The 23,420-nt window shown below is 53.4% G+C and carries 20 protein-coding genes, 1 tRNA gene and 1 pseudogene; 10 read left to right on the forward strand and 12 right to left on the reverse strand.

All coding sequences use genetic code 11. The features are described 5' to 3' along the window. Positions 1 to 25 precede the first annotated feature (25 nt). The 10 genes from trpE to fabI form a co-directional block, all read right to left on the reverse strand. Positions 26 to 1,537: an anthranilate synthase component I gene (gene trpE / locus H1D41_RS00200; protein WP_228847021.1), complete on the reverse strand. Its 1,512-nt coding sequence runs from the start codon at positions 1,535 to 1,537 to the stop codon at positions 26 to 28. 72 nt (positions 1,538 to 1,609) lie between these two features. Then, positions 1,610 to 3,487, reverse strand: coding sequence for a SurA N-terminal domain-containing protein (locus H1D41_RS00205; RefSeq protein ID WP_228847022.1), 1,878 nt, complete (start codon positions 3,485 to 3,487; stop codon positions 1,610 to 1,612). Between the two features lie 131 nt (positions 3,488 to 3,618). After that, a complete protein-coding gene (locus H1D41_RS00210) occupies positions 3,619 to 4,806 on the reverse strand; it encodes an aminotransferase (RefSeq protein ID WP_228847369.1) in 1,188 nt (395 codons plus the stop codon). Positions 4,807 to 4,933: 127 nt separating this feature from the next. Continuing rightward, entirely contained in the window at positions 4,934 to 5,617 is a 684-nt protein-coding gene (locus tag H1D41_RS00215; protein ID WP_228847023.1) for an HTTM domain-containing protein, read from the reverse strand. Continuing rightward, positions 5,607 to 6,041, reverse strand: a complete 435-nt coding sequence (locus H1D41_RS00220; RefSeq protein WP_228847024.1) for a hypothetical protein — start codon at positions 6,039 to 6,041, stop codon at positions 5,607 to 5,609. The genes H1D41_RS00215 and H1D41_RS00220 overlap by 11 nt, the downstream gene beginning before the upstream one ends. Positions 6,042 to 6,086: 45 nt before the next feature. After that, the gene (locus H1D41_RS00225; RefSeq protein ID WP_228847025.1) at positions 6,087 to 7,187 is read right to left on the reverse strand and encodes an aromatic ring-hydroxylating oxygenase subunit alpha; all 1,101 of its coding nucleotides are present in this window, start codon (positions 7,185 to 7,187) and stop codon (positions 6,087 to 6,089) included. Positions 7,188 to 7,335: 148 nt separating this feature from the next. Next, positions 7,336 to 8,682, reverse strand: coding sequence for a dGTP triphosphohydrolase (gene dgt, locus H1D41_RS00230; protein WP_228847026.1), 1,347 nt, complete (start codon positions 8,680 to 8,682; stop codon positions 7,336 to 7,338). A gap of 58 nt (positions 8,683 to 8,740) precedes the next feature. Next, entirely contained in the window at positions 8,741 to 9,247 is a 507-nt protein-coding gene (gene gpt / locus H1D41_RS00235) for a xanthine phosphoribosyltransferase (RefSeq protein WP_228847027.1), read from the reverse strand. A gap of 84 nt (positions 9,248 to 9,331) precedes the next feature. After that, positions 9,332 to 9,943 carry a LysE family translocator gene (locus H1D41_RS00240; protein ID WP_228847028.1) on the reverse strand — a complete coding sequence of 204 codons (612 nt, stop codon included), beginning with the start codon at positions 9,941 to 9,943 and terminating at the stop codon, positions 9,332 to 9,334. Continuing rightward, complete coding sequence (gene fabI / locus H1D41_RS00245; RefSeq protein WP_228847029.1) at positions 9,943 to 10,761, reverse strand: enoyl-ACP reductase FabI; 819 nt, start codon at positions 10,759 to 10,761, stop codon at positions 9,943 to 9,945. The genes H1D41_RS00240 and fabI overlap by 1 nt, the downstream gene beginning before the upstream one ends. Before the next feature lie 270 nt (positions 10,762 to 11,031). Between fabI and pdxH the strand changes: the two genes are divergently transcribed. The 8 genes and pseudogenes from pdxH to H1D41_RS00285 all read left to right on the forward strand — a co-directional run bounded on the left by pdxH (position 11,032) and on the right by H1D41_RS00285 (position 20,458). Continuing rightward, entirely contained in the window at positions 11,032 to 11,637 is a 606-nt protein-coding gene (gene pdxH / locus H1D41_RS00250; RefSeq protein ID WP_228847030.1) for a pyridoxamine 5'-phosphate oxidase, read from the forward strand. Positions 11,638 to 11,756: 119 nt separating this feature from the next. Further along, positions 11,757 to 12,305, forward strand: coding sequence for a cold-shock protein (locus H1D41_RS00255; RefSeq protein ID WP_228847031.1), 549 nt, complete (start codon positions 11,757 to 11,759; stop codon positions 12,303 to 12,305). Between the two features lie 80 nt (positions 12,306 to 12,385). Continuing rightward, positions 12,386 to 12,988, forward strand: coding sequence for a DUF192 domain-containing protein (locus tag H1D41_RS00260; protein ID WP_228847032.1), 603 nt, complete (start codon positions 12,386 to 12,388; stop codon positions 12,986 to 12,988). A gap of 119 nt (positions 12,989 to 13,107) precedes the next feature. Then, a tRNA-Pro gene (locus tag H1D41_RS00265) sits at positions 13,108 to 13,184 on the forward strand. 687 nt (positions 13,185 to 13,871) lie between these two features. Then, positions 13,872 to 17,543, forward strand: coding sequence for a vitamin B12-dependent ribonucleotide reductase (locus H1D41_RS00270; RefSeq protein ID WP_228847033.1), 3,672 nt, complete (start codon positions 13,872 to 13,874; stop codon positions 17,541 to 17,543). A gap of 280 nt (positions 17,544 to 17,823) precedes the next feature. After that, complete coding sequence (locus H1D41_RS00275; protein ID WP_228847034.1) at positions 17,824 to 18,255, forward strand: TniQ family protein; 432 nt, start codon at positions 17,824 to 17,826, stop codon at positions 18,253 to 18,255. A 5-nt stretch (positions 18,256 to 18,260) separates the two neighbouring features. Next, positions 18,261 to 18,652, forward strand: a pseudogene (locus H1D41_RS00280) (transposase); the annotation flags it as partial. Positions 18,653 to 19,243: 591 nt separating this feature from the next. Beyond that, the gene (locus H1D41_RS00285) at positions 19,244 to 20,458 is read left to right on the forward strand and encodes a hypothetical protein (protein WP_228847035.1); all 1,215 of its coding nucleotides are present in this window, start codon (positions 19,244 to 19,246) and stop codon (positions 20,456 to 20,458) included. A gap of 278 nt (positions 20,459 to 20,736) precedes the next feature. Here H1D41_RS00285 and H1D41_RS00290 read toward each other — a convergent pair whose 3' ends face one another. Further along, the gene (locus H1D41_RS00290; RefSeq protein WP_228847036.1) at positions 20,737 to 21,237 is read right to left on the reverse strand and encodes an autoinducer binding domain-containing protein; all 501 of its coding nucleotides are present in this window, start codon (positions 21,235 to 21,237) and stop codon (positions 20,737 to 20,739) included. A 126-nt stretch (positions 21,238 to 21,363) separates the two neighbouring features. Between H1D41_RS00290 and H1D41_RS00295 the strand changes: the two genes are divergently transcribed. Continuing rightward, positions 21,364 to 21,972: a helix-turn-helix transcriptional regulator gene (locus H1D41_RS00295; protein ID WP_228847037.1), complete on the forward strand. Its 609-nt coding sequence runs from the start codon at positions 21,364 to 21,366 to the stop codon at positions 21,970 to 21,972. A gap of 137 nt (positions 21,973 to 22,109) precedes the next feature. Continuing rightward, positions 22,110 to 22,715, forward strand: coding sequence for an acyl-homoserine-lactone synthase (locus tag H1D41_RS00300; RefSeq protein WP_228847038.1), 606 nt, complete (start codon positions 22,110 to 22,112; stop codon positions 22,713 to 22,715). Positions 22,716 to 22,854: 139 nt separating this feature from the next. Here H1D41_RS00300 and ilvN read toward each other — a convergent pair whose 3' ends face one another. Further along, positions 22,855 to 23,415, reverse strand: coding sequence for an acetolactate synthase small subunit (gene ilvN, locus H1D41_RS00305; RefSeq protein ID WP_107495826.1), 561 nt, complete (start codon positions 23,413 to 23,415; stop codon positions 22,855 to 22,857). Between the last annotated feature and the right edge of the window lie 5 nt (positions 23,416 to 23,420).

Here is a 23,420-nt window from a genome sequence, read left to right on the forward strand (position 1 = left end):
TCAGTGCTGATACCGATGGAACAGATCAGTGGTTTCCTGAACCACTGAAACGACCTGATTCTTCCGCAGCTTTTCGTATGGCTTTGGATTTATTGACTGTTTCCTGATATTCCGCCTCGGGATCACTGTCAAAAACCACGCCGCCGCCAGCCTGAATATAAAGTTTCTTATCTTTCACCACGGCTGTGCGCAGGGCGATGCACATGTCCATGTCGCCATTGGCTGCGAAATACCCACAGCCACCGCCATAAACGCCACGCTTTTCGGGTTCCAGTTCATCAATGATTTCCATCGCACGCACTTTTGGCGCACCTGACACCGTGCCTGCGGGCATACCTGCGAAGAAGGCGGAAAGCGCATCCTGATCGTCACGCAGTTCACCCACGACATTGGAAACAATGTGCATGACATGTGAATAACGTTCGATAATGAACTCTTCCGTTGGCCGGACAGAGCCGACTTTGGCGACGCGGCCCACATCGTTGCGTCCGAGATCCAGCAGCATCAGATGTTCTGCCAGTTCTTTTTTGTCGGCCAGCAGATCCAGTTCCAGCGCTTTATCTTCTTCCGGTGTCGCGCCACGGGGACGGGTGCCTGCGATGGGGCGGATCGTGATTTCATTGCCAAACACGCGCACCAGAATTTCTGGGCTGGCGCCAACGACCTGGAACCCACCAAAGTTAAAATAGAACATGAAAGGCGACGGATTGGTGCGGCGCAGACTGCGATATAGCGCAAAGGGGGGCAGCGGGAAATCCTGGGTCCAGCGTTGTGCCGGCACAACCTGAAAAATATCACCGGCTTTGATGTATTCTTTGGCCTTGTTCACTGCGTCGAGATAACCGGCATGGGTAAAGTTTGAAGTCAGCGGTCCAAGTTCGGCTTCGCCCCCGAGATCACGGGTTTCGCCGCTGGCCGGACGTTCAAGGTCACGTACAGCGTCCATCACACGTTCCGCCGCCTGGGCATAGGCCGCTTTGGCAGACAGGCCGGAGGTGTTCCAGGTCGGGGAAACAACGATCACGTCGCCTTTCACGCCGTCCAGAACGGCAACCACGGAGGGACGCATCATCATGGCATCGGGCAGACCCAGCGGGTCGGGATTCACATTGGGCAGATGTTCCACATGCCGGATCATGTCATAGCCGAGGAAGCCAAAAAGCCCGGCGGCTGCGGCGGGCAGATCAGCAGGCATTTCAATGCGGCTTTCGGCGATCAGGGCGCGCAAACTGTCCAGCGGGGCCAGCGTTTCCGCAGTGAAACTATCTGCATCATAGCGGGCCTGGCGGTTGATGCGGGCCGTGTCGCCATGGGATTTCCAGATCAGATCAGGTTTCATCCCGACAATGGAATAGCGCCCACGCACTTCGCCACCGGTCACGGATTCCAGCATGAAACTATCGGTCCGCGCACCGGCCAGTTTGATCATCAGGCTGACAGGCGTGTCCAGATCAGCGGCAAGCCGGGCCCAGACAACCTGATTTTCCCCCGCATTCCAGGCTTTTTCAAAATCCGTAAAATCGGGTGTCAGACGCATGTCGGTTGTCCTTGTAAACTTGTGCGCTGGGGGCAGGGCAGCTGCCTTATGCGGCAGCTGCGGGTCTTTTGGTTACGGGATCTGTGTCAGCAGCCCGTTGATCGCGGCCTGGTTGCGGGTTGCACCGGCGGCATTCAGGCGCTCACGGGCCCAGGCTGCATAGGCATCCTGGGCGATGCTTTGTGTCAGCGCAGTCTGAATGCGTTCCTGCAGGGCAATGGTTTCAGGGTTTTCCATATCCGGATCTTTGACGTCGTTTACGAAGACCAGAAAGGTTGAACCGAATTCAGACAGCACAATATGTGTGCCTGCGCCCGTGCCAAATACTGAACGGACCATGTCAGACGGTACTGCATCAATAAAGCTGCGGCGTGTCAGATCGCTTTCGCTCATGCTTTCCAGGCCCAGATCTTCGGCAGTTGCGCCAAGGGCAATCTGCCCGGCAAGTGTTTCGGCATGTGCCGCAAGAACTGTGTCGGTTTCCTGTGTTTCCCAACCCGCGATCACTTTTTCGCGCACCTCATCAATTGGCAGAACAAAGGGTTCGGTGAACCCATCAAGACGCATAGCAAAAATGCCGCCGTCATCCAGGGTCATAACTTCGGGGAAGTCATCCTCGGTCAGGGCCGCCGCCGCTTCGCGGAAATCGACATAGGCGGCGATGCCAGCGCCCTGATCATCCGACCAGGAAATCGTGTTCAGAACCATATCGGTTTCTTCTGCGACGTCTTCCAGGGTTGCACCGCCTGCCAGCAGATCGTCGATGTCCGTTGCCAGCGCTTCGATCACGCGGCGTGCACGATCAGCGGCCAGGTCTTGGCGCAGGATCGGCAGGGCGGTTTCAAAGGTGGTGATGCGTTCTGGCAGAATGCCGTTCATGCGGAAAATCGCAGGGCCGAAGGTGCTGGGCAGGGTACCGGTCACGCCCGGGCCGTCGAGGGCAAAGATCGCTTCTGCCGTTTCAGCGTCCAGATCGGTTGCCAGAACATCGCCCATATCCAGATCAGACAGGTTCAGGCCACGTTCTTCAACCAGCGCATCAAAGGTGATTTCGCCGGATGTAAGGCGGGTTGCGGCAGTGTCTGCGTCTTCCTGTGACCCGAAAACCAGACGTTCCAGCAGGCGACGTTCTGCAACGATGAATTCATCGGCACGGGAATCATAGAGTTCCTGCAAGGCAGTTTCGTCGATTTCCACCGTATCGAACAACATTTCAGGCAGCAGCTGCACAAAGGTAATTTCTTTGGTACGCGGCGTTGTGAAATCGGCAGCGGCATTGGCTTCGTGATAAGCGGCCAGCTGTTCTTCGGTTGGTGTTGCCAGGGGGTCCGGCAGGTCGCCTTCGTCCAGGCGGATCCAGGAAATATCCCGACGCTGTGCTTCGTAGTTCAACAGGGCGTTGACCTGTGCTTCGCCAGCATTCAGGCCAGACACCATCGCAGCCTGCACCAGGGTGCGGGCAATGTCATCCCGGATTGAGTTTTCGTAATCCCGGGTGTTCAGATTGTTGCGCGACAGGGTTTCTTTATAGGCGTCTTCATCAAAGCTGCCGTCAAGCCCGGCAAACGCAGGGGTGCTGATAAGCTGATCCCGTACCTGCACATCACCAGCAGAAATACCCATTTCAGCCGCTTCATTGTCCAGGGCCGCATCAAGCGTCAGACGATCCAGAACCTGTTGATCCAGGGTCTGGCCGTAAATCTGGGTGTAGATTTCGTTTACTGACGCCAGTGTTGCCGGTTGTTGGGTTTCGGCTGCGACCTGACGCAGCTCGCCCTGAAGGGCGTTATAGTATTCCTGAACCGTCACGCTGCGGCTGCCCGCAGTGACAACGGCCTGGGAAGAACCGCCGAAGTTTGACAGACCAAAGCCGCCAAGACCGACGACAAGCATGACGATAATCGCCCAGACAAAGAATTTGGTAATCGGACCGGATTTTGCGCTGGCCATCTGGCTCTCCCTGAAAGTGTTGACGTGTTGTTAGACGCTTGCGCAGCGGGGGGCAAGCCTGTGGGCGGCTGCAGGGCGCTCACATCTGTGAAAGCCCTGTTCTTTTTGGTGGTTGTGGCAGATTTGTGCGCTTATCGCAGGGATTGCAGGCGCTGAAACAGATCACTGATTCCGCCCCGGTCCACATTGGCGAAAGCGATGCGCAGCTGACGTTTGCCTGCTGCGTCGCCTTCGGGGGTGAACATCGTGCCTGGCAAAAGCAGAACACCAGCGTCGCGGACAAGGCGTTTTGCCAGCGCGTCAGAGCTTTCTTCAAACGGGTGTTCTGCCCAGGCGAAATAGGCCCCGCAGCCCAGCAGGCGCCAGCCGTTAAGTTGCGGGAATCCCTCAGTAATTGCGGCGCGACGATCAAGGATTTCAGCGCGTTCCCCAAGCACCCAGTCCGTCAGGTTTTGCAGGCCCCATAGGGCGGCGATCTGGCCAAGCTGATTGGGGCAGATGGCGACGGTATCAAGGAATTTTTCAGCTTCTGCCAGACGGGCCGGGGAGGCAATGAAAGCGCCCACGCGGTGCCCGGTCAGGCGGAAGGCCTTGGAGAAGGAATAAAGATGCACCAGGGTTTTGTCCCAGTCGGGATCCTGAAACAGATCATGGGCGGCAGAGGTCACACCATCGCAACGGCTGTCAAAATCGCGGTAGGTTTCGTCCAGCAATAGGGTTAATCCGTGCCGTTCGCAAAGCGCATAAAACGCACGCAGCAGGTCTGCCGGATATTCCACACCGCCGGGATTGTTGGGGGAGACAAGCGCGATGGCTTTGGTGCGATCCGTGATCAGGGCTTCGGCCTTTGCCGGATTGGGCAGAAGACTATCGCCGGTGGCCAGCGGAACCGCGTGAACGCCCTGCATGTCGCACCACATTTTATGGTTGAAATACCATGGGGTTGGAAGGATGACTTCATCCCCTTCACCGGCAATGGTTGCCAGCACCGCAGCAAAGGCCTGGTTGCAGCCTGATGTAATCGCTACCTGATTATCCGCGATCTGTCCGTCATAGGCCTTTGACCAGCGTGTGGCGACTTCGGCGCGCAGGTCTTCATTGCCAAGGACCGGGCCGTAAAGATGGGCTTCATCAAGGTTAATGGCGGCATGTGCAATGGCTTGACGCAGCGCGAGCGGCGGGGGCGCAACGGGCGCGGCCTGACTGACGTTGATCAGGGGACGGTCATGGGTAAATTCAACGCCGTTCAGCCAGCGGCGGGCCTCCATCACCGGGGGTGAAAATGTGGCGGCCATGCGGGGATTAAGCGGTGAAACCATCGGTGCGTCCTCTGTCATTTTCAGGATTTGTGACAGGCGGGCGCGGGCGGCGCAAGGGGCGGTTTCAGGCGATGCACAAAGCATGCACATGTTATGCACATCTTATGCATATCGCATGCGCGCAGCGTTAAGCGCCAATTAACCTTGTCTGAAGCCAGATCAGCGCGGGATATGCCGCAAGCCATGTCCAGAAAAAACGGTTAAGACCGAAGAAACAGGCGTTGGACAGGTGGAAAAATGCGGCGATGGTCAGGGCAAGATAAAGCGCGGTTGCGTGAAAGAATGCCAGGGGAAAGGTGACTTCAAACAGCATGACCGCCCAGGAGGCTGTGAAGGTCAGGCCCGGTTTATGGGCAAGCGCACGCAGGTTTTCGCTAACGGGGTAGGCAGAGTAGGCGAAAACATCGGATAATGCGCGGCCGGTTCGCCATTCCAGATTCATGATCTTGATCTGGCCGGAGATGAAATAGGACAAGATCAGTTGCGCCGCGAGATAGGCCAGCGCCAGTTCCGCCCAGGCCGGGGGCGTAAGGTGCGCCAGCGTCAGGCAGGTCAGGATCAGAAAACCCATCTTATCCGCGCCACCATTATAGGGGCCCTGAAAATGGTGCAGCAGCAGGATTGATATCAGCAGAAGCAGGGTTAAAGTGAAGCTGCTGTTCAGACCGAGGATTAGCATGACCGCAAGCGTCGCGCGCAAGGAAAACAGCATGCGGGGCATATGGGGCAGGGAGAGATGTTCAAGGCTTGCCTGAAGGATCGCCCAGCCCAGCAGGATTTCTGTCAGGCGCAGGGCGATTTCAAATGTCATTGTCCCGCCCTTTGTGCTGCGCAGGATAAATGCCGGATGTGAAAGTGATCTGTTCCTGCAGTGTGCCGTCAATCCGGTCGATGAATTTCAGACGGAACTGCAATGTGGTCGCCTTATGGGGCATGTCCTGGCGCAACGGTTTCAGGATTTCACCGATGCTGTGGTCTGTCACTTCTGCTGTCAGCCGTTCGGAACAGCTGACCATAAACAGGGTTTCATTCCAACGCGGGTTCCAGATCATCCTTTGCAGGATCGTTATTGGGGAAAGATGTGTGGGACGGGGGCGGAAGGCCTGCCAGTGTTCATCAAGATCCGGGCTGCGCCATTCGATCCGCGGCGAAGGTTGCACAGCTTTGAAAAACCGCCAGGAAGGGATCAGCGCGGGCAGGGTCAGGCGCAGGGTATCAGTCAGGATCTGTAACACCGCGCCAGTTAAGGCGCAGTTGGTTAGAATTTGATTAAACCGCGTTTATGCCATCGCATCGCGATACTGGCTGAGGAAGGCCATGATCGGATGTTCAGATTGCGAGGTGCAGCCGGCATCGACAAGCAACGGTCCGGTGTCAAAACCGCCGCTTTCAAGGCCGCGCTGTACACTGTCAACAATTGGCCCATCCTCGGCAAAAGTGGTGGTGCGGTGTTGATGGATGATCTCGGCCTCAACCACATTTGGCGTGGCCTCGGGCAACCACCAGTCAACTTCGATCTTGGTCTGGTTCACGCTGACGGGCTTCCAGCGATAGGTGTTCACAATGCCGCCGGGATAGATCTGAAGCGCGAACAGCGGGAAGAACCACCAGGTCAGGAATTTATCGGTTTTGGCTGTGGGATCAGCGACATAGCTGTAGGATTTACGTTCATCCGGGCGGGCCGGGCTGACGTGACGAATGCCATAGCTGTGGCCGCGCGTGCGATAGGCGTCCGGATCCACGACGCCGGTTGTTAAGGTCTTATGCACCACGGCGCAGTGATAACATTCGTTGAAATTCTCAGCCACGACCTTCCAGTTGGCATTGGCCTGCCGTTCGGTGCGCGCGGCGTGGTGGTAGTTACCAAGGTTGGGCGCGTATTCCTGAATTTCGGGGATAGCTGCGGCGGCAATTTCCGCAAAAGGCCTCGCCTCCGAATCCAGATTCACAAGGATGAGGCCCATAAAGATTTCAAGCCGCACCTGTTTCAGCGGGTATTTATCCTTGTCGAAGCCGGGGAAATTGCCGCTGTTGGGGGCGGCGCGCAGCTTGCCGGTCGTGTCATAGGTCCAGGCGTGGTAGGGGCAGGTCAGTTTTTTGGTGCAGCCTTCGCCCTGCAACAATTCATGACCGCGATGGGCGCAGACATTGTGGAAGGCGCGGATTTCACCATCCTGGCCGCGCATCACGATTACAGAGCTGCCAGAGATATCTTCGACACGGTAATCGCCCGGATTGGGCAGGTCATTCACATGGCCAAACAATTGCCAGGAGCGACGGAAGATTTTGGCGCGCTCGCTGCGAAACAGCGCATCATCCCAATAGCTGCTGGCGGGCAGGGTTTCATAGACGCCGCCGTCAAATTGCATTTCGTCTTTCATCGCTGCCTCCCACGGTTGATGTGAAAAGGATAGGCGATTTATTTTGGAATTATATTTCACGCACGGCAAGTTTTGGTCGAAATCAGGAACTCTGATTGCGACGGGGCTGTGCCGTTTTTATGCGTGAGATTTCGTGATCAGCGCGTGATCAGATCCCGGTCAGCATGCGTGAAATCTTAACCGCATAGCGATCTGTCATACCGGATGTATAGTCAGCCATGGCGTGCAGGGCGGAATAGCTGTCGGTGATGTCACGCAGGTCCAGTTCGACCGCACGGGCAAGCTGGGTTTCGTAATCGCCCAGCTTATCCAGATCCCAGCCTTTGGCCTGCAGATCGGTGAAGACCGGCAGGATACCGTTCAGCACATTGTGGATTGTGGCGCGGCCCGAGACTTCGAGTTTGGTTTTGCGCGGGGCGGTGAACAGCTGGGTATTGGCCAGCTTTTTGATCGCGGCGAATTCAGCGGCTTTGTCTGATTCTTCCACAAGGCCCGAGGTGAACGTACCCGACATGATGGCAGTGTAATGGGTTTTGAACGCTTCGACACAGGCGGCAACGCCACCGCCGATGGCAAGGGCACGCAGATGGGCGATATGTTCGGCGCGGGTGTTGTTTGCGCTGCGGTCGGTTGCGAAATGCGATAGAGGGGTCAGCAGATCTTTCACATCGTCATAGCTGAGGTCGCCAGAGGTAAAGGCATCTTCCAGGTCCACGATATTATAGCAGATGTCATCCGCAGCTTCGACGAGGAAGACCAGCGGGTGACGGCGATACCAGCGGTTTTCATCTGTGCCCTCAGAGATCAGGCCAAGGGTATAGGCGATCTTGTGGAAGTGATCCGCTTCGGAATGAAAGACGCCGAATTTCTTCAGGCCACAGTAGGGATTGCCACCGGATTTCTCAGCGGTCTGAACATCGGCCGTGACCGGGTATTTCGTGAAAGCGCCAAGAACCCCATGCGACAGGCGCATGCCGCCGTCATTGCGGTACATTTCCAGACGCGAGATAATGCGGAAGCCCTGGGCGTTGCCTTCAAAATCGATGAATTCGGGTTTCAGGTGATTCGCTACATCTGTGAACAGGGGCGATTCTGTCCTAAATTGCGCGGCAAACCAGGCCCCGATGGCGTTTTCACCGGAATGGCCGAACGGCGGGTTGCCGATGTCATGGGCCAGACAGGCGGCCTGGATCATACCAGCGATGTCGTGACGTCCGCCCGGCGCGATATGTTTTTCATCCTCAAGCCATTGCCCGACACCCATGCCAAGAGATCGCCCGACACTGGCGGTTTCCACAGAATGGATCAGCCGGTGATGGATGTGATCATGATCATGCAGGGGATGCACCTGGGTTTTATTTGCAAGACGCCGGAAGGGCGCGGAAAAGGAAATACGGTCTGCATCAATGATATAAGGTTCGCGGCGAATGCCTTTCTGATCCTTCGGCTCAGCGCCATTGCGGCCCGCGTGAAGAAGTTGCGCCCAGTTCATCATTATACTGTCTTTCTGATGCGTAAGAAAAAAGCGCCCGCGAGGGGCGCTTTGAAATGGCTCAGTCTTTGCCCCGGTAAGGTTCGACATATTGCAATGCCATGTCCCAGGGGAAGAAGATCCATGTGTCCTGAGACACCTCAGTGATGAATGTATCCACCTGCGGGCGGCCTTTTGGTTTGGCATAGACCGTGGCGAAATGCGCCTTGGGATACATGGCACGCACGACTTCAAGGGTTTTGCCGCTGTCGACCAGATCGTCGATGATCAGCACGCCTTCACCGTCACCCATCAGATCCGCATCCGGTGCTTTCAGCACCTGCGCGTCTGACTGGGACTGGTGGTCATAGGATTTGATAGAGATCGTATCAACGGTGCGGATGTCCAGCTCACGCGCCATAATCATCGCCGGGGCCATGCCGCCACGGGTGATCGCAACACAGGCACGCCATGCGCCGTCATCCGGGCCTTTGCCGTCCAGACGCCAGGCCAGCGCACGGGAATCACGGTGAATCTGGTCCCAGCTGATGTGGAAACCTTTTTCATGGGGCAGGCGATGGTCGCTCATAGCTATGTCCTTGCTGACTGTGGCGCGGAAATTTGATTTCAGACGTCTTAACGCCTGTGGGGCTGATTTGTCGAGACTTCGTGGTCAGCCCGCAGCGATTTTCACACCAAGCGCCGCCAGAAGCCCGCCAAAGATGCGGTCAATGATGTGCTTCAGGCCAAGATAGGCATTGCGGGTGCGTTCAAGCGAAAACAAGCGGGCGACAAATGTGTTCCAGGTGAATTCAACGCAGAAGATCACACAGAGCAGGGCAAAGACCGACAGGGTGGTGGCGTCTGCGGGCAGGGTGCCGATGAAGACCGCGCCGAAAAACACGGCAGGTTTGGGATTCGCCAGCTGTGTGGTGAAGCCAAGGCGGAAAGCACGCAGGGGTGTCAGGCCCGTTGGGCTGGTGCTGTCTTCAATCGGATCAGCCGCGTGACGCCACATCTTGACCGCCATCCAGATCAGGTAAGCCGCGCCCAGGATTTTCAGAGCAATCAACAAAGCGGGTGCATATTCAAACAGCAGCGACAGACCAAAGACCGCAGCAACCGCCCAGAAAACCGCGCCGGCACCAATGCCCACGGCCAGGGCGGCACCGGTGCGCAGCCCCTGTTGCAGGCCGATACGCGCCGCCATCAGAACCGCCGGGCCGGGGCTTACGGCGGCCATGGTGCAAAGAAGGGCGGCGGCGAGGAAGGCGGCGATGCTCACTATTTACGTCCTGTCACAAGGTCGACGTCAGGTGCATCCACGGCTTTCATACCAACAATATGATAGCCTGCATCCACGTGCAGATTCTCTCCGGTCACGCCGGAACCGAGATCTGACAGCAGATATACGGCAGATTTTCCGACCTCTTCCTGGGTTACGTTACGTCGCAGCGGTGCGTTGAGTTCATTCCATTTCATGATGTAACGGAAGTCCCCAATGCCTGAGGCAGCAAGGGTTTTGATCGGTCCGGCAGAGATCGCGTTTACGCGAATCCCGTCTTTGCCCAGATCTTCGGCCAGATATTTAACAGATGCTTCAAGTGCTGCCTTGGCGACACCCATGACATTATAATGTGGCATCACCTGTTCTGCGCCATAATAGGTCAGTGTCAGCATGGAACCACCGTCTGTCATCAGCCTGGATGCGCGCTGTGCAACGGCTGTGAAGGAATAGACAGACACATCCATCGTCATGCGGAAGTTCTCAGGGCTGGTGTCGACATACCGTCCGCGCAGCTCGTTTTTGTCAGAAAAACCAATTGCATGCACAATAAAGTCAATCTTGCCCCACTTTGCTTCAACTTCACCAAAAGCGGCATCCATAGATTCCTGATCTGAAACATCGCAATCAATCAGAAGTTCCACGCCCAGCGATGCGGCCAGCGGTTCCACACGTTTGCGGAATGCATCGCCCATATATGAAAATGCAAGTTCTGCACCCTGTTCTGCACAGGCCTGGGCAATGCCCCAGGCGATGGATTTGTCGTTTGCGACGCCCATAATCAGGCCGCGCTTACCTGTCATCAGTCCTGCTGACATCTGTTCCCCCGGGGATAATCTGTGATTTGCACGATTTTTAAGCGATTGTTCACGTCCCTTCAACCCGAAGGAAAACAATGGCCCTGACGCAGATATCTTTTATTTAAAGAACTCTGTCACACTAAAATTGTCTGTTGTATTTGTCGGAAATGCAGTAATTGTTAACAAAGTCAATTAAATAGTGGGGGCATCAACCTGTCGACAAGTCCAGGTTGCGTCACTTCGCTGACGGGTTTATCGATTGCACCAAGTAAAAAATAAGAGGTTGAAATGACAGGCAGATCAGGAATTTTTAGCGGAGACAATCCGTTTGATCTGACACGCAGCTGGATGCTGGAGGCACAGGAAACTGAGCCCAATGATCCGAATGCGATAGCGCTTGCAACCGTTGATGACAAGGGAATGCCAAACGCGCGTATGGTTCTGCTTAAAGAAGTGGAAGACGATGCGTTTGTGTTCTATACGAATTTTGGTAGCCAGAAGGCACAAGAAATTGAAAGCGCGGGTACAGCTGCATTTGTCATGCACTGGAAAAGCCTGCGGCGTCAGATCCGTGTTCGTGGATTTGTCGAAAAAGAGGATGGAGAAAAGGCAGACGCATATTTTGCCTCCCGCTCGTTGCAGAGCAGGATTGGTGCATGGGCGTCACGTCAATCTCAGCCTCTGAAATCCCGCACGGAACTTATGGCGAATGTTGCCAAAGTGACAGCGAGGCAGGGTCCTTCTCCGAAGCGGCCTCCTTTCTGGGGTGGATTTCGAATAGTTCCGATTGAAATCGAGTTCTGGGCTGATGGTGCGTTTCGAATGCATGACAGATTCGTCTGGAAACGCGAGAGTGTTGATCAGATGTGGCAGGCTTCGCGGCTGAATCCGTGAATTTCACGTTACGTGAATGGTACAAATATAAGGAAACCAAGTTTTTCCCTTGCAAATTGAGTGCGATATGCATCAGATCGCCGCGTGAGGATGAAAAACTTTGATAAAAGTGTTGTGGGATGACCGAAATTAGTGAGCTGGGCGAGATCGTCCAGGGGAAAGTCAAGTGGTTCGACCCTGTAAAAGGGTTCGGATTCGTGGTGTCTGATAGTGGGGGGGCAGACATTTTGCTGCATGCAAATGTTCTGCGCAACTTCGGGCAAAGCTCTGTTGCTGATGCAGCTGGGGTTGAGATCCGTATTCAGAAAACCGCGCGTGGTGTACAGGCAACTGAAGTGTTGTCTATTGCACCGCCAGAAACGGATTCATTTACCGAACTTGAGGATGAAGAATTCCTCAGCATGGCCGGGTCGGTGGAAACGCCGCTGGAACCTGCGCGGGTGAAGTGGTTCGATAAAGCCAAGGGTTTTGGATTTGCCAATGTGTTTGGCCGCCCCGAGGATATCTTCATCCACGTGGAAATCCTGCGTCGCTCTGGCCTTGCGGATCTGCAGTCCGGCGAAGCCGTTGGTCTGCGCGTGATTGAAGGCAAGCGCGGGCGTATGGCGACAATCGTTTCAAGCTGGGAAACAGCTTTGCACGACACTGTTGCTGAGATCGAAGCCTGAAGCGACGGCAAATCAATATGCGATCTGATGTCTTCTGTCCGGGAGACCGGGCAGGACACCCGGGAAAAAGGACAGATAGAATGATGTCAGACGGTATGGTTTCCAGGCCAGTGGTAACACGACAAAAGCGGCTCTTTTACGGGGCCGCTTTTCTGCTGTTTGCGGGATCTGCTGGTATTGGTCTTGCTGACGAAGGTGCCGGTGGTGATGTGGCGGCCGACCTTATGGTTGAAAAGCCGGATGCAGTCATATGTCAGGATGACGTTGTCTGGCTGCGTGGGGGCTGGGGCAGGGCGCGTTTCCGGGTCGAAGTCGCGGATGAGCCGGCTGAACAGCAACTGGGACTGATGTTTCGGGAAGACATGCCTGCATCTTCGGGGATGCTGTTTGTTTACCCTGAACCACGTCCGGCCAGCTTCTGGATGGAAAACACCCTTATACCGCTGGATATGCTGTTTTTTGATGACACGGGTTCTTTGATCCGGGTGCATGAAAATGCGGTTCCTCTGGATCGTACGCCGCTGCCGGGTGGCGATAATGTCAAAGCGGTCCTGGAAGTGAGTGCGGGAATGGCGCGTGCTTTGGGGATTCTTGGGGTGGAAAATGAATCGCCTGGTGATGCTGTGATTGCCCATCCGTCTTTTGATTCCACGCGCACGGTGTTTTCCTGCGCCGGTGAATGATCAGAATACCGCGCTGCACAGGTCAGCTGGGGCATCCGGAAAAAAATGCGAATTTTTCTTCATTTTCTTCATTTTCGCTCTTTCCTTCCCCCGCTGTAAACTGTAGTCAAAGCGCAAGTCGGGGCGTAGCGCAGCCTGGTAGCGCGACGGTTTTGGGTACCGTAGGTCGCAAGTTCGAATCTTGCCGTCCCGACCATTTACCAGAAAAAGTAAAAGCAACTGACACCGGTCACAGATCTGGTTCGTCATGTTGTAATTGTCTTTGGGAATCTCCTCTGCGGGTTTCCCGGTTCCGGTAAGGTTAAAAAATTCCTAATTCCGAACCTGGACCCGTCAAAATATTTTTGAGTGCGTCCCACCGGCCTGATTTAAGAATCATTTCTTTCGCAAACTGCGAATTCCGGTTTCGGACGATCAAGCAAAGCTGATGAAGCTCCGTCTCTAAATATGCCGGGAAAAAGGTATTTTTGGATTGGCAATGCGCTGCTGCATTTTGGAAAGCCAGCATCTCAGCATAGAATTTGGCCGTTTCCGGGCCTGTGCCAAATTACGCCGGTCAATAACAAACCTTTGAAAAACTGAAAATTTATTCATTGACGATTATGGTTGGACTACGTCAATTAGTAGGCATCGAAATAATGGCTACCAGATATAGTGTATTTCCTTTGGGTCGTTTCTGACCTTGCTATGCTGGTAAAATAATAACGATCAGGGACGATTTACGATTTTCACATGTTTTGTGAAACCTCCTGCGCCAATGGCGCATTTTTCGTCATGCTGAACCGTATTCGCCTGAATTTTGTGGGGGACCGTGCGCGTGGATCTGTCTTTTTCGCCGTGCCGGACAAAAGTTAAAGAATAGTGCCAGGAGGCAATCAGGGACATGAAGATCGAGCGCAATTTCACCACAAGCGGACGCGATGCTTATGCAGCGCTGGAGTTTACCAAAACGACGTCTGAAATTCGGAACCCGGATGGGACAATCGTATTTCGTCTGGATGATATTGAAGTCCCTGAAAGCTGGAGCCAGGTGGCCTCTGATGTGATTGCGCAGAAGTATTTCCGTAAGGCGGGCGTGCCTGCGGCGCTGAAGAAGGTGCGTGAAAAGGATGTGCCGGAATTCCTCTGGCGGTCTGTTGCAGATGAAGACGCCCTGGCGAAACTTCCGGAAGAAGACCGCATTGGGGGGGAAACCACCGCAAAGCAGGTGTTTGACCGTCTGGCAGGGGCCTGGGCCTATTGGGGTTGGAAGGGTGGCTATTTCACCACGGAAGAAGACGCGCGCGCTTACTTTGATGAGATGCGCTATATGCTGGCGACCCAACGTGCGGCGCCGAACAGCCCGCAGTGGTTCAACACTGGTCTGCATTGGGCCTATGGAATCGATGGACCGGGGCAGGGGCATTACTATGTTGATTACAAATCCGGTAAGCTAACCAAATCCAAATCCTCTTACGAACACCCGCAGCCGCACGCCTGTTTCATTCAGTCGGTGAAGGATGATCTGGTGTCTGATGGCGGGATCATGGATCTTTGGGTGCGCGAAGCGCGCCTGTTTAAATATGGGTCTGGCACGGGCACAAACTTCAGTTCGCTGCGCGCCGCGAATGAACCGCTGTCCGGTGGTGGTAAATCTTCTGGCCTGATGGGCTTCCTGAAAATCGGGGATCGTGCGGCGGGCGCGATCAAATCCGGTGGCACCACGCGCCGTGCGGCGAAAATGGTGATCATTGATGCGGATCACCCGGATATTGAAGAATTCATCAACTGGAAAGTGCTTGAGGAACAAAAGGTTGCCTCTATCGTGGCCGGCTCCAAAATGCATGAAAAATGCCTGAATGGGATCTTTGCGGCGATCAAAGCCTGGGATGGCAAGGTGGAAGACGCCTATGATCCGAAGGTCAACGCCGGGCTGAAAGCGGCCCTGCGCGAGAGCAAGAAAAACGCGATCCCTGAAACCTATGTGAAACGCGTGCTGGATTACGCGCGTCAGGGTTACGACAGCATTGAATTCCCGACTTATGACACGGACTGGGATTCTGAAGCTTATGCGTCTGTGTCGGGTCAGAACTCCAACAACTCGATCCGTGTGACCGATGCCTTCCTGAAAGCGGTTGAGGATGACAGTGACTGGCATCTGACGAACCGGACGGATGGCAAGACCGTGAAAACCATCAAAGCCCGCGATCTGTGGGAACAGGTGGGCCATGCGGCCTGGGCCTGTGCGGATCCTGGCATTCAGTTCCATGACACTGTGAACGCCTGGCACACCTGCCCGGAAGATGGTGAAATTCGCGGTTCAAACCCGTGTTCTGAATATATGTTCTTGGATGACACGGCCTGTAACCTTGCGTCTATGAACCTGCTGACCTTCTATAAGGACGGGCATTTCAACGCGCGCGACTATATGCATGCGACGCGCCTTTGGACGGTGACGCTGGAAATCTCTGTGACCATGGCGCAGTTCCCAAGCCAGGAAATCGCGCAGCGCAGTTATGATTACCGTACCCTGGGTCTGGGCTATGCCAATATCGGCGGTCTGTTGATGAACATGGGCCTTGGCTATGACAGTGACGCGGGCCGTTCCCTTGGCGCGGCACTGACCGCGATTATGACGGGTGTGTCCTATGCGACCTCTGCTGAGATGGCGAGCGAACTGGGCGCATTTGCGAAGTATAAAAGCAATGCGAAACATATGCTGCGGGTGATTAAGAACCACCGCACAGCCGCCTATGGGAAATCAACGGGGTATGCCGGGCTTGAGGTAAAACCTGTGCCTCTCGATTATAAGAACTGCCCGATTGATGAGTTGGTTGAACTGGCGAAAGCCTCCTGGGATCAGGCGCTGGAACTAGGGGAAAAGCACGGTTACCGCAATGCGCAGACCTCTGTGATTGCGCCGACGGGCACCATTGGTCTTGTGATGGATTGTGACACCACGGGGATTGAGCCTGACTTTGCCCTGGTGAAATTCAAGAAACTGGCAGGTGGCGGTTACTTCAAGATCATCAACCAATCTGTTCCTGCCGCGCTGGAACTGCTTGGCTATGGATCTGCGCAGGTTGAGGAAATCATCGGGTATGCGGTGGGGCACGCCAGCCTTGGCAATGCACCGGTGATCAATGCAACCGCACTGATTGGTCATGGATTTGGCCCGACGGAACTGGATAAGATCGACCAGGCGCTGGAAACCGCGTTTGACATTCGCTTTGTCTTTAACCAATGGACCCTGGGCGAAGAATTCTGTCAGAAGACCCTGGGCATTCCAGCGGCGAAACTGAATGATCCTTCCTTCGATCTGCTGCGTCACCTGGGCTTCTCCCGTAAGGATATCGAAGCCGCAAATGACCATGTTTGCGGAACGATGACTCTGGAAGGTGCGCCACACCTGAGCGAAGATCACTACCACATTTTTGACTGCGCAAACCCTTGTGGCAAAAAGGGAAAACGCTTCCTGTCGGTGGAAAGCCACATTCATATGATGGCGGCGGCGCAAAGCTTTATCTCCGGTGCGATCTCCAAAACCATCAACATGCCGAATGATGCCACGATTGAGGATTGTCAGAAGGCCTATGAGCTGTCCTGGAGCCTGGGCGTGAAAGCCAATGCGCTGTATCGTGACGGATCAAAACTGTCGCAACCGCTGGCCGCGGCCCTGGTTGAAGACGATGAAGAAGCGGAAGAAATCCTGGAAAGTGGCAATCCGCAGGAAAAAGCTGCGGTGATCGCTGAAAAGGTGATCGAAAAGGTTGTGGTGAAAGAGATCATCAAATCGCACCGTGAAAAAATGCCGGAACGCCGCAAGGGCTATACCCAAAAAGCGATTGTTGGCGGCCATAAAGTTTACCTGCGGACTGGTGAATATAAAGACGGTTCCCTGGGGGAAATCTTCCTTGATATGCATAAGGAAGGGGCGGGCTTCCGCGCGATGATGAACAACTTCGCCATCGCTGTGTCCGTAGGCCTGCAATATGGTGTGCCGTTGGATGAATTTGTGGATGCTTTCACCTTCACCAAGTTCGAGCCTGCGGGAATGGTTCAGGGCAATGACAGCATTAAAAATGCGACCTCGATCCTGGATTATATCTTCCGTGAACTGGCGGTGTCTTATCTGGATCGTACCGATCTGGCCCATGTGAAACCGGAAGGTGCCAGCTTTGATGACATCGGTCGTGGCCAGGAAGAGGGCGTGAGGAACGTCAAGGAAGTATCTGAAACCGCAGCAACAAAATCGCTTGAAGTGTTGAAGCAGATTTCCTCTACCGGCTATCTGCGCAAACGGATGCCGCAGGAGTTGGTGGTGCTTCAGGGCGGAAATGTTGGCGCAATGATGCTGGACGGATCTGTCGATGCAGAGGCTGCATTGCAGACGCTTGTGCCGGAAACCACCACTGCACCTGCGGACAGCGGGGCCGTGCAGATGGATGCACGCACCAAGGCGAAAATGCAGGGCTATGAAGGCGATCCATGTGGCGATTGCGGGAACTATACGCTGGTCCGCAATGGCACCTGTATGAAGTGCAACACCTGCGGCGGGACATCTGGCTGTAGTTAAAAGAATACCCCGGCGCCGCAGGTGGTACCGGGGCTGATGTCGGAAATCGTAATTCTTTACGAAATTTCGAAATGCGTCGAAAAGTGAATGATGAAACTCTAGTGTCTGGACCAGAGATGGTTTGATGAAAATGAAGTAAAAACAATATCTAAGAAGGTTTTGAGGGGGCGTAGAACTTGAACTGGTTTCAATTCCGCCACTTCCGATCAACACGGAGCAGGTGCGCTTGCTCCATGACAATGACTGAGCCGCAGGCATAAAACAAACGAGCGGTAAATTAGTGAGTTCGGTCATTGAAACCTTGGGGTGCCCTTGTGGCGCCCCTCTTTTTTTTGCCACACCCAAAAACATGAGATTGAAGAACACCGTTCCTTTACATTCAGATGAGACAACGGCGTCATTTGCCTCGCGTTTGGCCTTCGCCAATGGTGTTCCAACCGTTGCAGATCTGTTGTTGGACGCAGAAGTGACGATGCCGCAATTCCTAAAGGGAGAGCGCAGGGCATTTGAGGCGCTGGAAGAACTTTCCGGTGTTGCGACTGATGATCTGATGCAACAGGCTTTTATTCTGGTTGCGCCGCATGTTTATGAAATCTTTGGTCACAGAATAGGTCAGCAACATCTCCTGCGGGGAGAAAGCCGAATTTGCCCAGCTTGCTTTCGTCAGGACACCCGGTCACAGGTAACATCCGACGCAATGATCTTAAGTTAAACAAAGACGAGACAATCCGTTACAAGGCAAGTAAATTCGACTGCGACATTTGCCCTCTCAAACAGCGATGCTGTCCCAGGGAGCCACAGCGGAAAGTTACACGCTCCATTTATGAACCATCTCGGGATGTCGCCCGCGCCCTGTCGCAAACGCAGCAATATGCCATCTCATGCCGACTGCGCAAAAAGGTCGAAATGTCGTTCGCCCACCTGAAACGCATTCACGGCTTAGAGCGGCTTCGATTGCGCGGCCCCTCTCGGGATCATGGCTTTGCCATAACCCTGCCGGCAACGCATGTGGCGCACATGATGAATTTATTCTCGCCGCAACCGCCCAGAACCTCAAAAAGTTAGCCAAGCTGGCACCAAACGCGAGGCAGGCCAGAGCCGTCCTGTGAAATAGAGGCGGAAGCCATTCATCCTGTGAAGCCGTCCCGCGAAAAACCCGAGTTTTTCAACAGAATGGGCTGTAGCGCACCTTTAGTTCGTGCCCTGGTAATTGGGCGGTGATCACTCATGCAAACTAGATAATGTAGATGAATTCTGCGCAAGTTATTGACTGGAAACACTTTTGTTATATCTGCAATATTCCTGAAAATTTTTTCATTTTACCTGAATAGTTGTTGGCGGGCTTATTCAACGTTGGCTTGTTAGGGAGGTGCGCCCGGGCCGTACAAGCAAAGACTTTCCATGTTCAAGTCCGTTACTGACCGCGGAATGCTGTTATTGGCGGTATCTGCGAGAGCAACTGATCTGATCTCTGGGTGCTGCCATTTGACAGAATATCTAACGCCTGAATTCGTTCAGGGGGCTTTTCTTTCATTGACCGGGTGCAAATCATCATTATTTAGTTGGAAACCAGGGGCTCATCAGAATGCACACTCACGCATGAACGGATATTAAATTTGGCACGTTGCGTCTTACACATTGGTTGGCACAAGACGGGTACGACGTCTATCCAACACATTGCATTCAAAAGTCGGGACAAATTGGAAAAACTGGGCATCCATTATCCCAGTTGGCATCAAAATCATGGTGCGGCTTTGGTATCGGCATTTCGGAATGACGAGGGATATTACTTTGCTGAGACATTTGTCCCACCTCCAGCAAAACATGTGTGTATTGCACATTCAGTTTGGGGGCGGCAGATGTTTGACAAGGCGATTGCGGAAGCCGACGGCAGGACGCTTTTGTTGTCAGGAGAAGATCTGACATTGCTTCATCAATCTGAAATTGATGCCCTGGCGACAGAATTGCAGTCTGGTTTTGAAATTGTAGATGTGGTCGCTTATGTGCGAAACCATCATGACTATTTGCATAGCACGGTGCAGCAGTTGGTTCGTATGGGTTTTTCAATTCCAAAGATATTGGAGATGGCAAAAGCTGCACCTGCAGATCTGGACAGCCTTCGCGTAATGAATCCTATTCCGGAATATGGTTCCAGATTACAGGGTTGGGTCTCTGCGTTTGGAGCGAACAATGTTCATATCCACAATTACGATCTGCTGCGCGGCTCTGGACAAGACGTTGTGAAACATTTTTTTGGAACGCACTTCGATGCCAGCGTAAAGTCAATTTTTTCGGAAAATTCGAAGAACACAAGCAACAAGAGCTTTTCTGCATCGGCCATTTATGCCTTGGATTCATTACATCAAGACATACCACTGATGAGGGAAGGAAAACCCAACGCAAAATTCCTTTTTAATGCGCAACGTTTCTATTCTCAATTGACAGGGCCGGCGTTCCTGGCAGGCAAGCAGTTTGAAGAGCATTGCAATAATGGGCGAGACAGAGACAGAGAAGATCTGGAAGAGCTACTTTCCCGAGAATCTTTGGATCGCATGTATCAAGACCCGCCAGCCTGGTCAGATTACCCGCAAATGCAATTGCCGGAAGATGTAGTGGATACACTTGCAAGTGTTGCTAAAGTCGCCGTTGGCAGTCAGGCCAGAGAAAAGTTTTTCGCGGCTTTAAACGCGTTGACAACTCGTCCTGATGACGACGTTGCTCTTGGAAACCTGCATGTGGCTTTGTTTAACTTAAATGATCCCGTCGGGCTGCGCTCTTGTGCAAGTTGGTTGGTGCGTCATGAGTACTTTTCTTTGGCACATCTTTATCTCCAGAAAGCGCAACAAGTTGGTGCAACAGCTGCTTCATTGTCGAAGCTGAAGGCCAAAGTGCGCATTCATATTCAAACGATTTAATAGCAGAGAGGCTTGTAGTCTTTTACTGATCCTCAGGCGGTAGACGATGACCTAAATCAGAAGACATGACACTTGCGACGTCGTTCGTGACAGGTTCATTTGTACCTGCCGAAAAGGGGTAATTTCGACATTCTGGTGTAAGATTTTGAAATTTCAAAGTTAAGATGTTGAAATAAATGACTATATTTATTTCGAATGATTTTTCGTGAAAAACTAGAGCTTTCTACAGATGAGCCTGATTGCGAAAAACTTCGGGGGCCGGTGGCCCCCTTTTTTTATCAGGTGACCGGCTTACCTGCGTGGGTCAGGGTAATCGACAGGGTTTTCAACGCAGCGATTTCAGCATCCGACAGGGCATCTGTGTCGCGGGTCAGTTCATGAAGCTGCACAAGGATCCCGGTGATTGCAGCCACTTCTTCTGCTGTGAAGTCACGATCACCGCGTGCAAAACTTGCGACGGAACGTGAATCCTGCAGTTCCAGGGCATGGACAAAGCCAAATTTCAGGCCATGTTCTGCAGCTTCCGTCAGAACGCCGGCCTCATCAGATCCGGCAAGATTTGCCCAGGTCTCTGTTCCGTTGTTTTCAAAACCCCAGCGCACCGTCGGATCCTGCATCACGAGCCCTTTACGCGTATAAATGTCGATCCATTCGCGGCTGTAGGTCTGGAACAGGAACATGGGCGTTGTAAACCGGATGTGCAGAGCAATCGCATAACCGGCGGGGCAGAGATCGTCCAGTGTGCGCAGGAGTGGCGAAATTGTTAATTCTTGGGACATTTGTCAGGGCTCTGCGTATTTTGGTTGCATAAAAGATGTGTTTACACCTATTCAGTTATCTATGGCATGTCCTGAAGGAAGGATAAACCTTCCCAAAGGGTAATGATTGGCGAGAAATTTCATTAGATGATAGATAAGGCAGACCTGGATTTCCTCACTACTCTTGCGCCGTCCGGGTACTACCTGGCGATGAGAGTAGGGTTTGCTTTTCCCGTCGCTGAGGCGAATACTCTGCCTTCTGAATGGGTTAATCGTTACACAAGCAAGGGCTATATGATGATGGATCCGGTTATCCGCTGGGTCTATTCAAATTCCGGTACCGTGCGTTGGTCCGATATACCTGTAGACGACCCAAGGTTGATTTTGCAGGATGCAAAGAAATACGATTTGAATTACGGCCTTGCGATCAGCTGTCAGGGTGAAGGCGAAGACGGGCAGCGCAGCTTTGGCAGTTTTTGCCGGTCAGATCGTGAGTTTTCGGATGATGAAGTGCGTATTTTGCATCAGATCATGGGGGAACTGCATGAAAGCTACTCTCCACCCAAAAACCTGACCAAAGCAGAGCTGGAAGTTCTGATCATGGTGAAGGACGGGTTGTTGATGAAGCAAATCGCCGATGATCTGGGGATTTCCCTGGGCGCTGTTAAACAACGTCTGAAAAATGCGAAATTCAAACTGCGCGCTAAAACAAGCAGTCATGCTGCAGCACTGGCAATTCAGTTTGGATTGATCTGAAACGCAGCGCGTTATCGTAAAAACCTTAATATTCTGTAAAAATAATTAGATTTTTCTATCAACCCAAGATGGATAAATCTGGTTAACAATTCTCCTCCAACTGGTTTTAATCAGTTCATCATAACAGGAGAATTCACATGAAAAATGTAACCTTTAACCTGACCTCTTTGCACAACCATAATGATGCGTTCTGGGGGTACCTTAAGTTGAGAAAGCACTTCTTTGTAGATCAGTTGGGCTGGGATATTCCACATGACAACCAGTTCGAAATGGATCAGTACGACACGCCCGTTGCCTGGTATTCACTGGTTCTGATGGATGGAAAGGTTGTTGGGGGCGCGCGGGTTATGCCAACCACGGCCCGCTGGGGACAGCACAGCTATATGCTGAAGGATGCTGTCGATGGCAAGCTTGTGGACATCCCGCCTGCGGTTCTTGAAGATGCAATTGAAAGTGATGGCGTCTGGGAATGTACCCGTCTTGTGATCAGCGATGAACTGAACACCCATGCTTTGCGTTCCGAATGTCTGTCCCTGATTGTGTCTGGTCTTGCTGAAACGGCCCGTTCGCAGGGGGGGCGTGAGTTGATGTCACTGTCGCCGCTGGCGTTGATGCGGGCTTTGCGTCAGCTCGGGTATGATGCTGGTCGCATTGGTGAACCTTACCTGAATCCGGGCGATGGCCGCAAATATGCGGTGCTGTCAATGCCGGTTGAACGTCGGGTGGATGAGAAAGCCGCCTGAATATTTTCTGTTCGGGGTTACAGGCTGTACGCAGAATCTTCCCGGCAAAGTCGGGAAGACAAAGTAATGAGTACCGGGTGATTTGCAGCAATGCAGACACCATTAAAGAAAGCGCCCCTGACATCAGGGGCGCTCTTTTTTACTTGCCGCGGGACAGGGCAGCAACGCCGGTGCGCGCAATACGGCCCAGGCCCAGCGGGCGCATAAGATCCGCGAAAGCATCGACTTTGTCCGGCGTGCCGGTGATCTCAAACACAAAGCTTTCCAGCGTGCTGTCGACAACCTGCGCACGGAAGATATCCGCCAGACGCAGGGCTTCCACCCGTGCATCACCGGTGCCATGGACGCGCATCAGTGCCATTTCACGCTCAACAGAGTCACCTTCAACCGTCAGATCGTGGACCTCATGCACAGGCACAATGCGGCCCAGCTGGGCTTTGATTTGTTCGATCACAGCAGGGGTGCCGGTGGTCACAATCGTGATTCGGGACAAAAGCCCTTCCTCATCAATCGCCGCCACGGTCAGGCTGTCGATGTTATAACCACGGCCGGAAAACAACCCGATCACACGGGCCAGAACACCGGCTTCGTTGTCCACGACCACCGCCAGAGTATGGGTCTCGATGATCTCAGAATTTGGGTCTTTCAGATCATAGGCGGACTTCTTGGAAGTGCCTTTTTTGATATTTAATGCAGACATTTGTA

Origin of the sequence: Halocynthiibacter styelae (assembly GCF_016123485.1) — a bacterium.
Lineage (GTDB): Bacteria > Pseudomonadota > Alphaproteobacteria > Rhodobacterales > Rhodobacteraceae > Halocynthiibacter > Halocynthiibacter styelae.

What these genes read in the sequence shown, in the direction of transcription:
- trpE (WP_228847021.1), bottom strand. Translation starts at nt 1,537, where the DNA reads ATGCGTCTGACACCCGATTTTACGGATTTTGAAAAAGCCTGGAATGCG.
- H1D41_RS00205 (WP_228847022.1), bottom strand. Translation starts at nt 3,487, where the DNA reads ATGGCCAGCGCAAAATCCGGTCCGATTACCAAATTCTTTGTCTGGGCG.
- H1D41_RS00210 (WP_228847369.1), bottom strand. Translation starts at nt 4,806, where the DNA reads ATGGTTTCACCGCTTAATCCCCGCATGGCCGCCACATTTTCACCCCCG.
- H1D41_RS00215 (WP_228847023.1), bottom strand. Translation starts at nt 5,617, where the DNA reads ATGACATTTGAAATCGCCCTGCGCCTGACAGAAATCCTGCTGGGCTGG.
- H1D41_RS00225 (WP_228847025.1), bottom strand. Translation starts at nt 7,187, where the DNA reads ATGAAAGACGAAATGCAATTTGACGGCGGCGTCTATGAAACCCTGCCC.
- dgt (WP_228847026.1), bottom strand. Translation starts at nt 8,682, where the DNA reads ATGATGAACTGGGCGCAACTTCTTCACGCGGGCCGCAATGGCGCTGAG.
- gpt (WP_228847027.1), bottom strand. Translation starts at nt 9,247, where the DNA reads ATGAGCGACCATCGCCTGCCCCATGAAAAAGGTTTCCACATCAGCTGG.
- fabI (WP_228847029.1), bottom strand. Translation starts at nt 10,761, where the DNA reads ATGTCAGCAGGACTGATGACAGGTAAGCGCGGCCTGATTATGGGCGTC.
- pdxH (WP_228847030.1), top strand. Translation starts at nt 11,032, where the DNA reads ATGACAGGCAGATCAGGAATTTTTAGCGGAGACAATCCGTTTGATCTG.
- H1D41_RS00255 (WP_228847031.1), top strand. Translation starts at nt 11,757, where the DNA reads ATGACCGAAATTAGTGAGCTGGGCGAGATCGTCCAGGGGAAAGTCAAG.
- H1D41_RS00260 (WP_228847032.1), top strand. Translation starts at nt 12,386, where the DNA reads ATGATGTCAGACGGTATGGTTTCCAGGCCAGTGGTAACACGACAAAAG.
- H1D41_RS00270 (WP_228847033.1), top strand. Translation starts at nt 13,872, where the DNA reads ATGAAGATCGAGCGCAATTTCACCACAAGCGGACGCGATGCTTATGCA.
- H1D41_RS00290 (WP_228847036.1), bottom strand. Translation starts at nt 21,237, where the DNA reads ATGTCCCAAGAATTAACAATTTCGCCACTCCTGCGCACACTGGACGAT.
- H1D41_RS00295 (WP_228847037.1), top strand. Translation starts at nt 21,364, where the DNA reads ATGATAGATAAGGCAGACCTGGATTTCCTCACTACTCTTGCGCCGTCC.
- H1D41_RS00300 (WP_228847038.1), top strand. Translation starts at nt 22,110, where the DNA reads ATGAAAAATGTAACCTTTAACCTGACCTCTTTGCACAACCATAATGAT.
- ilvN (WP_107495826.1), bottom strand. Translation starts at nt 23,415, where the DNA reads ATGTCTGCATTAAATATCAAAAAAGGCACTTCCAAGAAGTCCGCCTAT.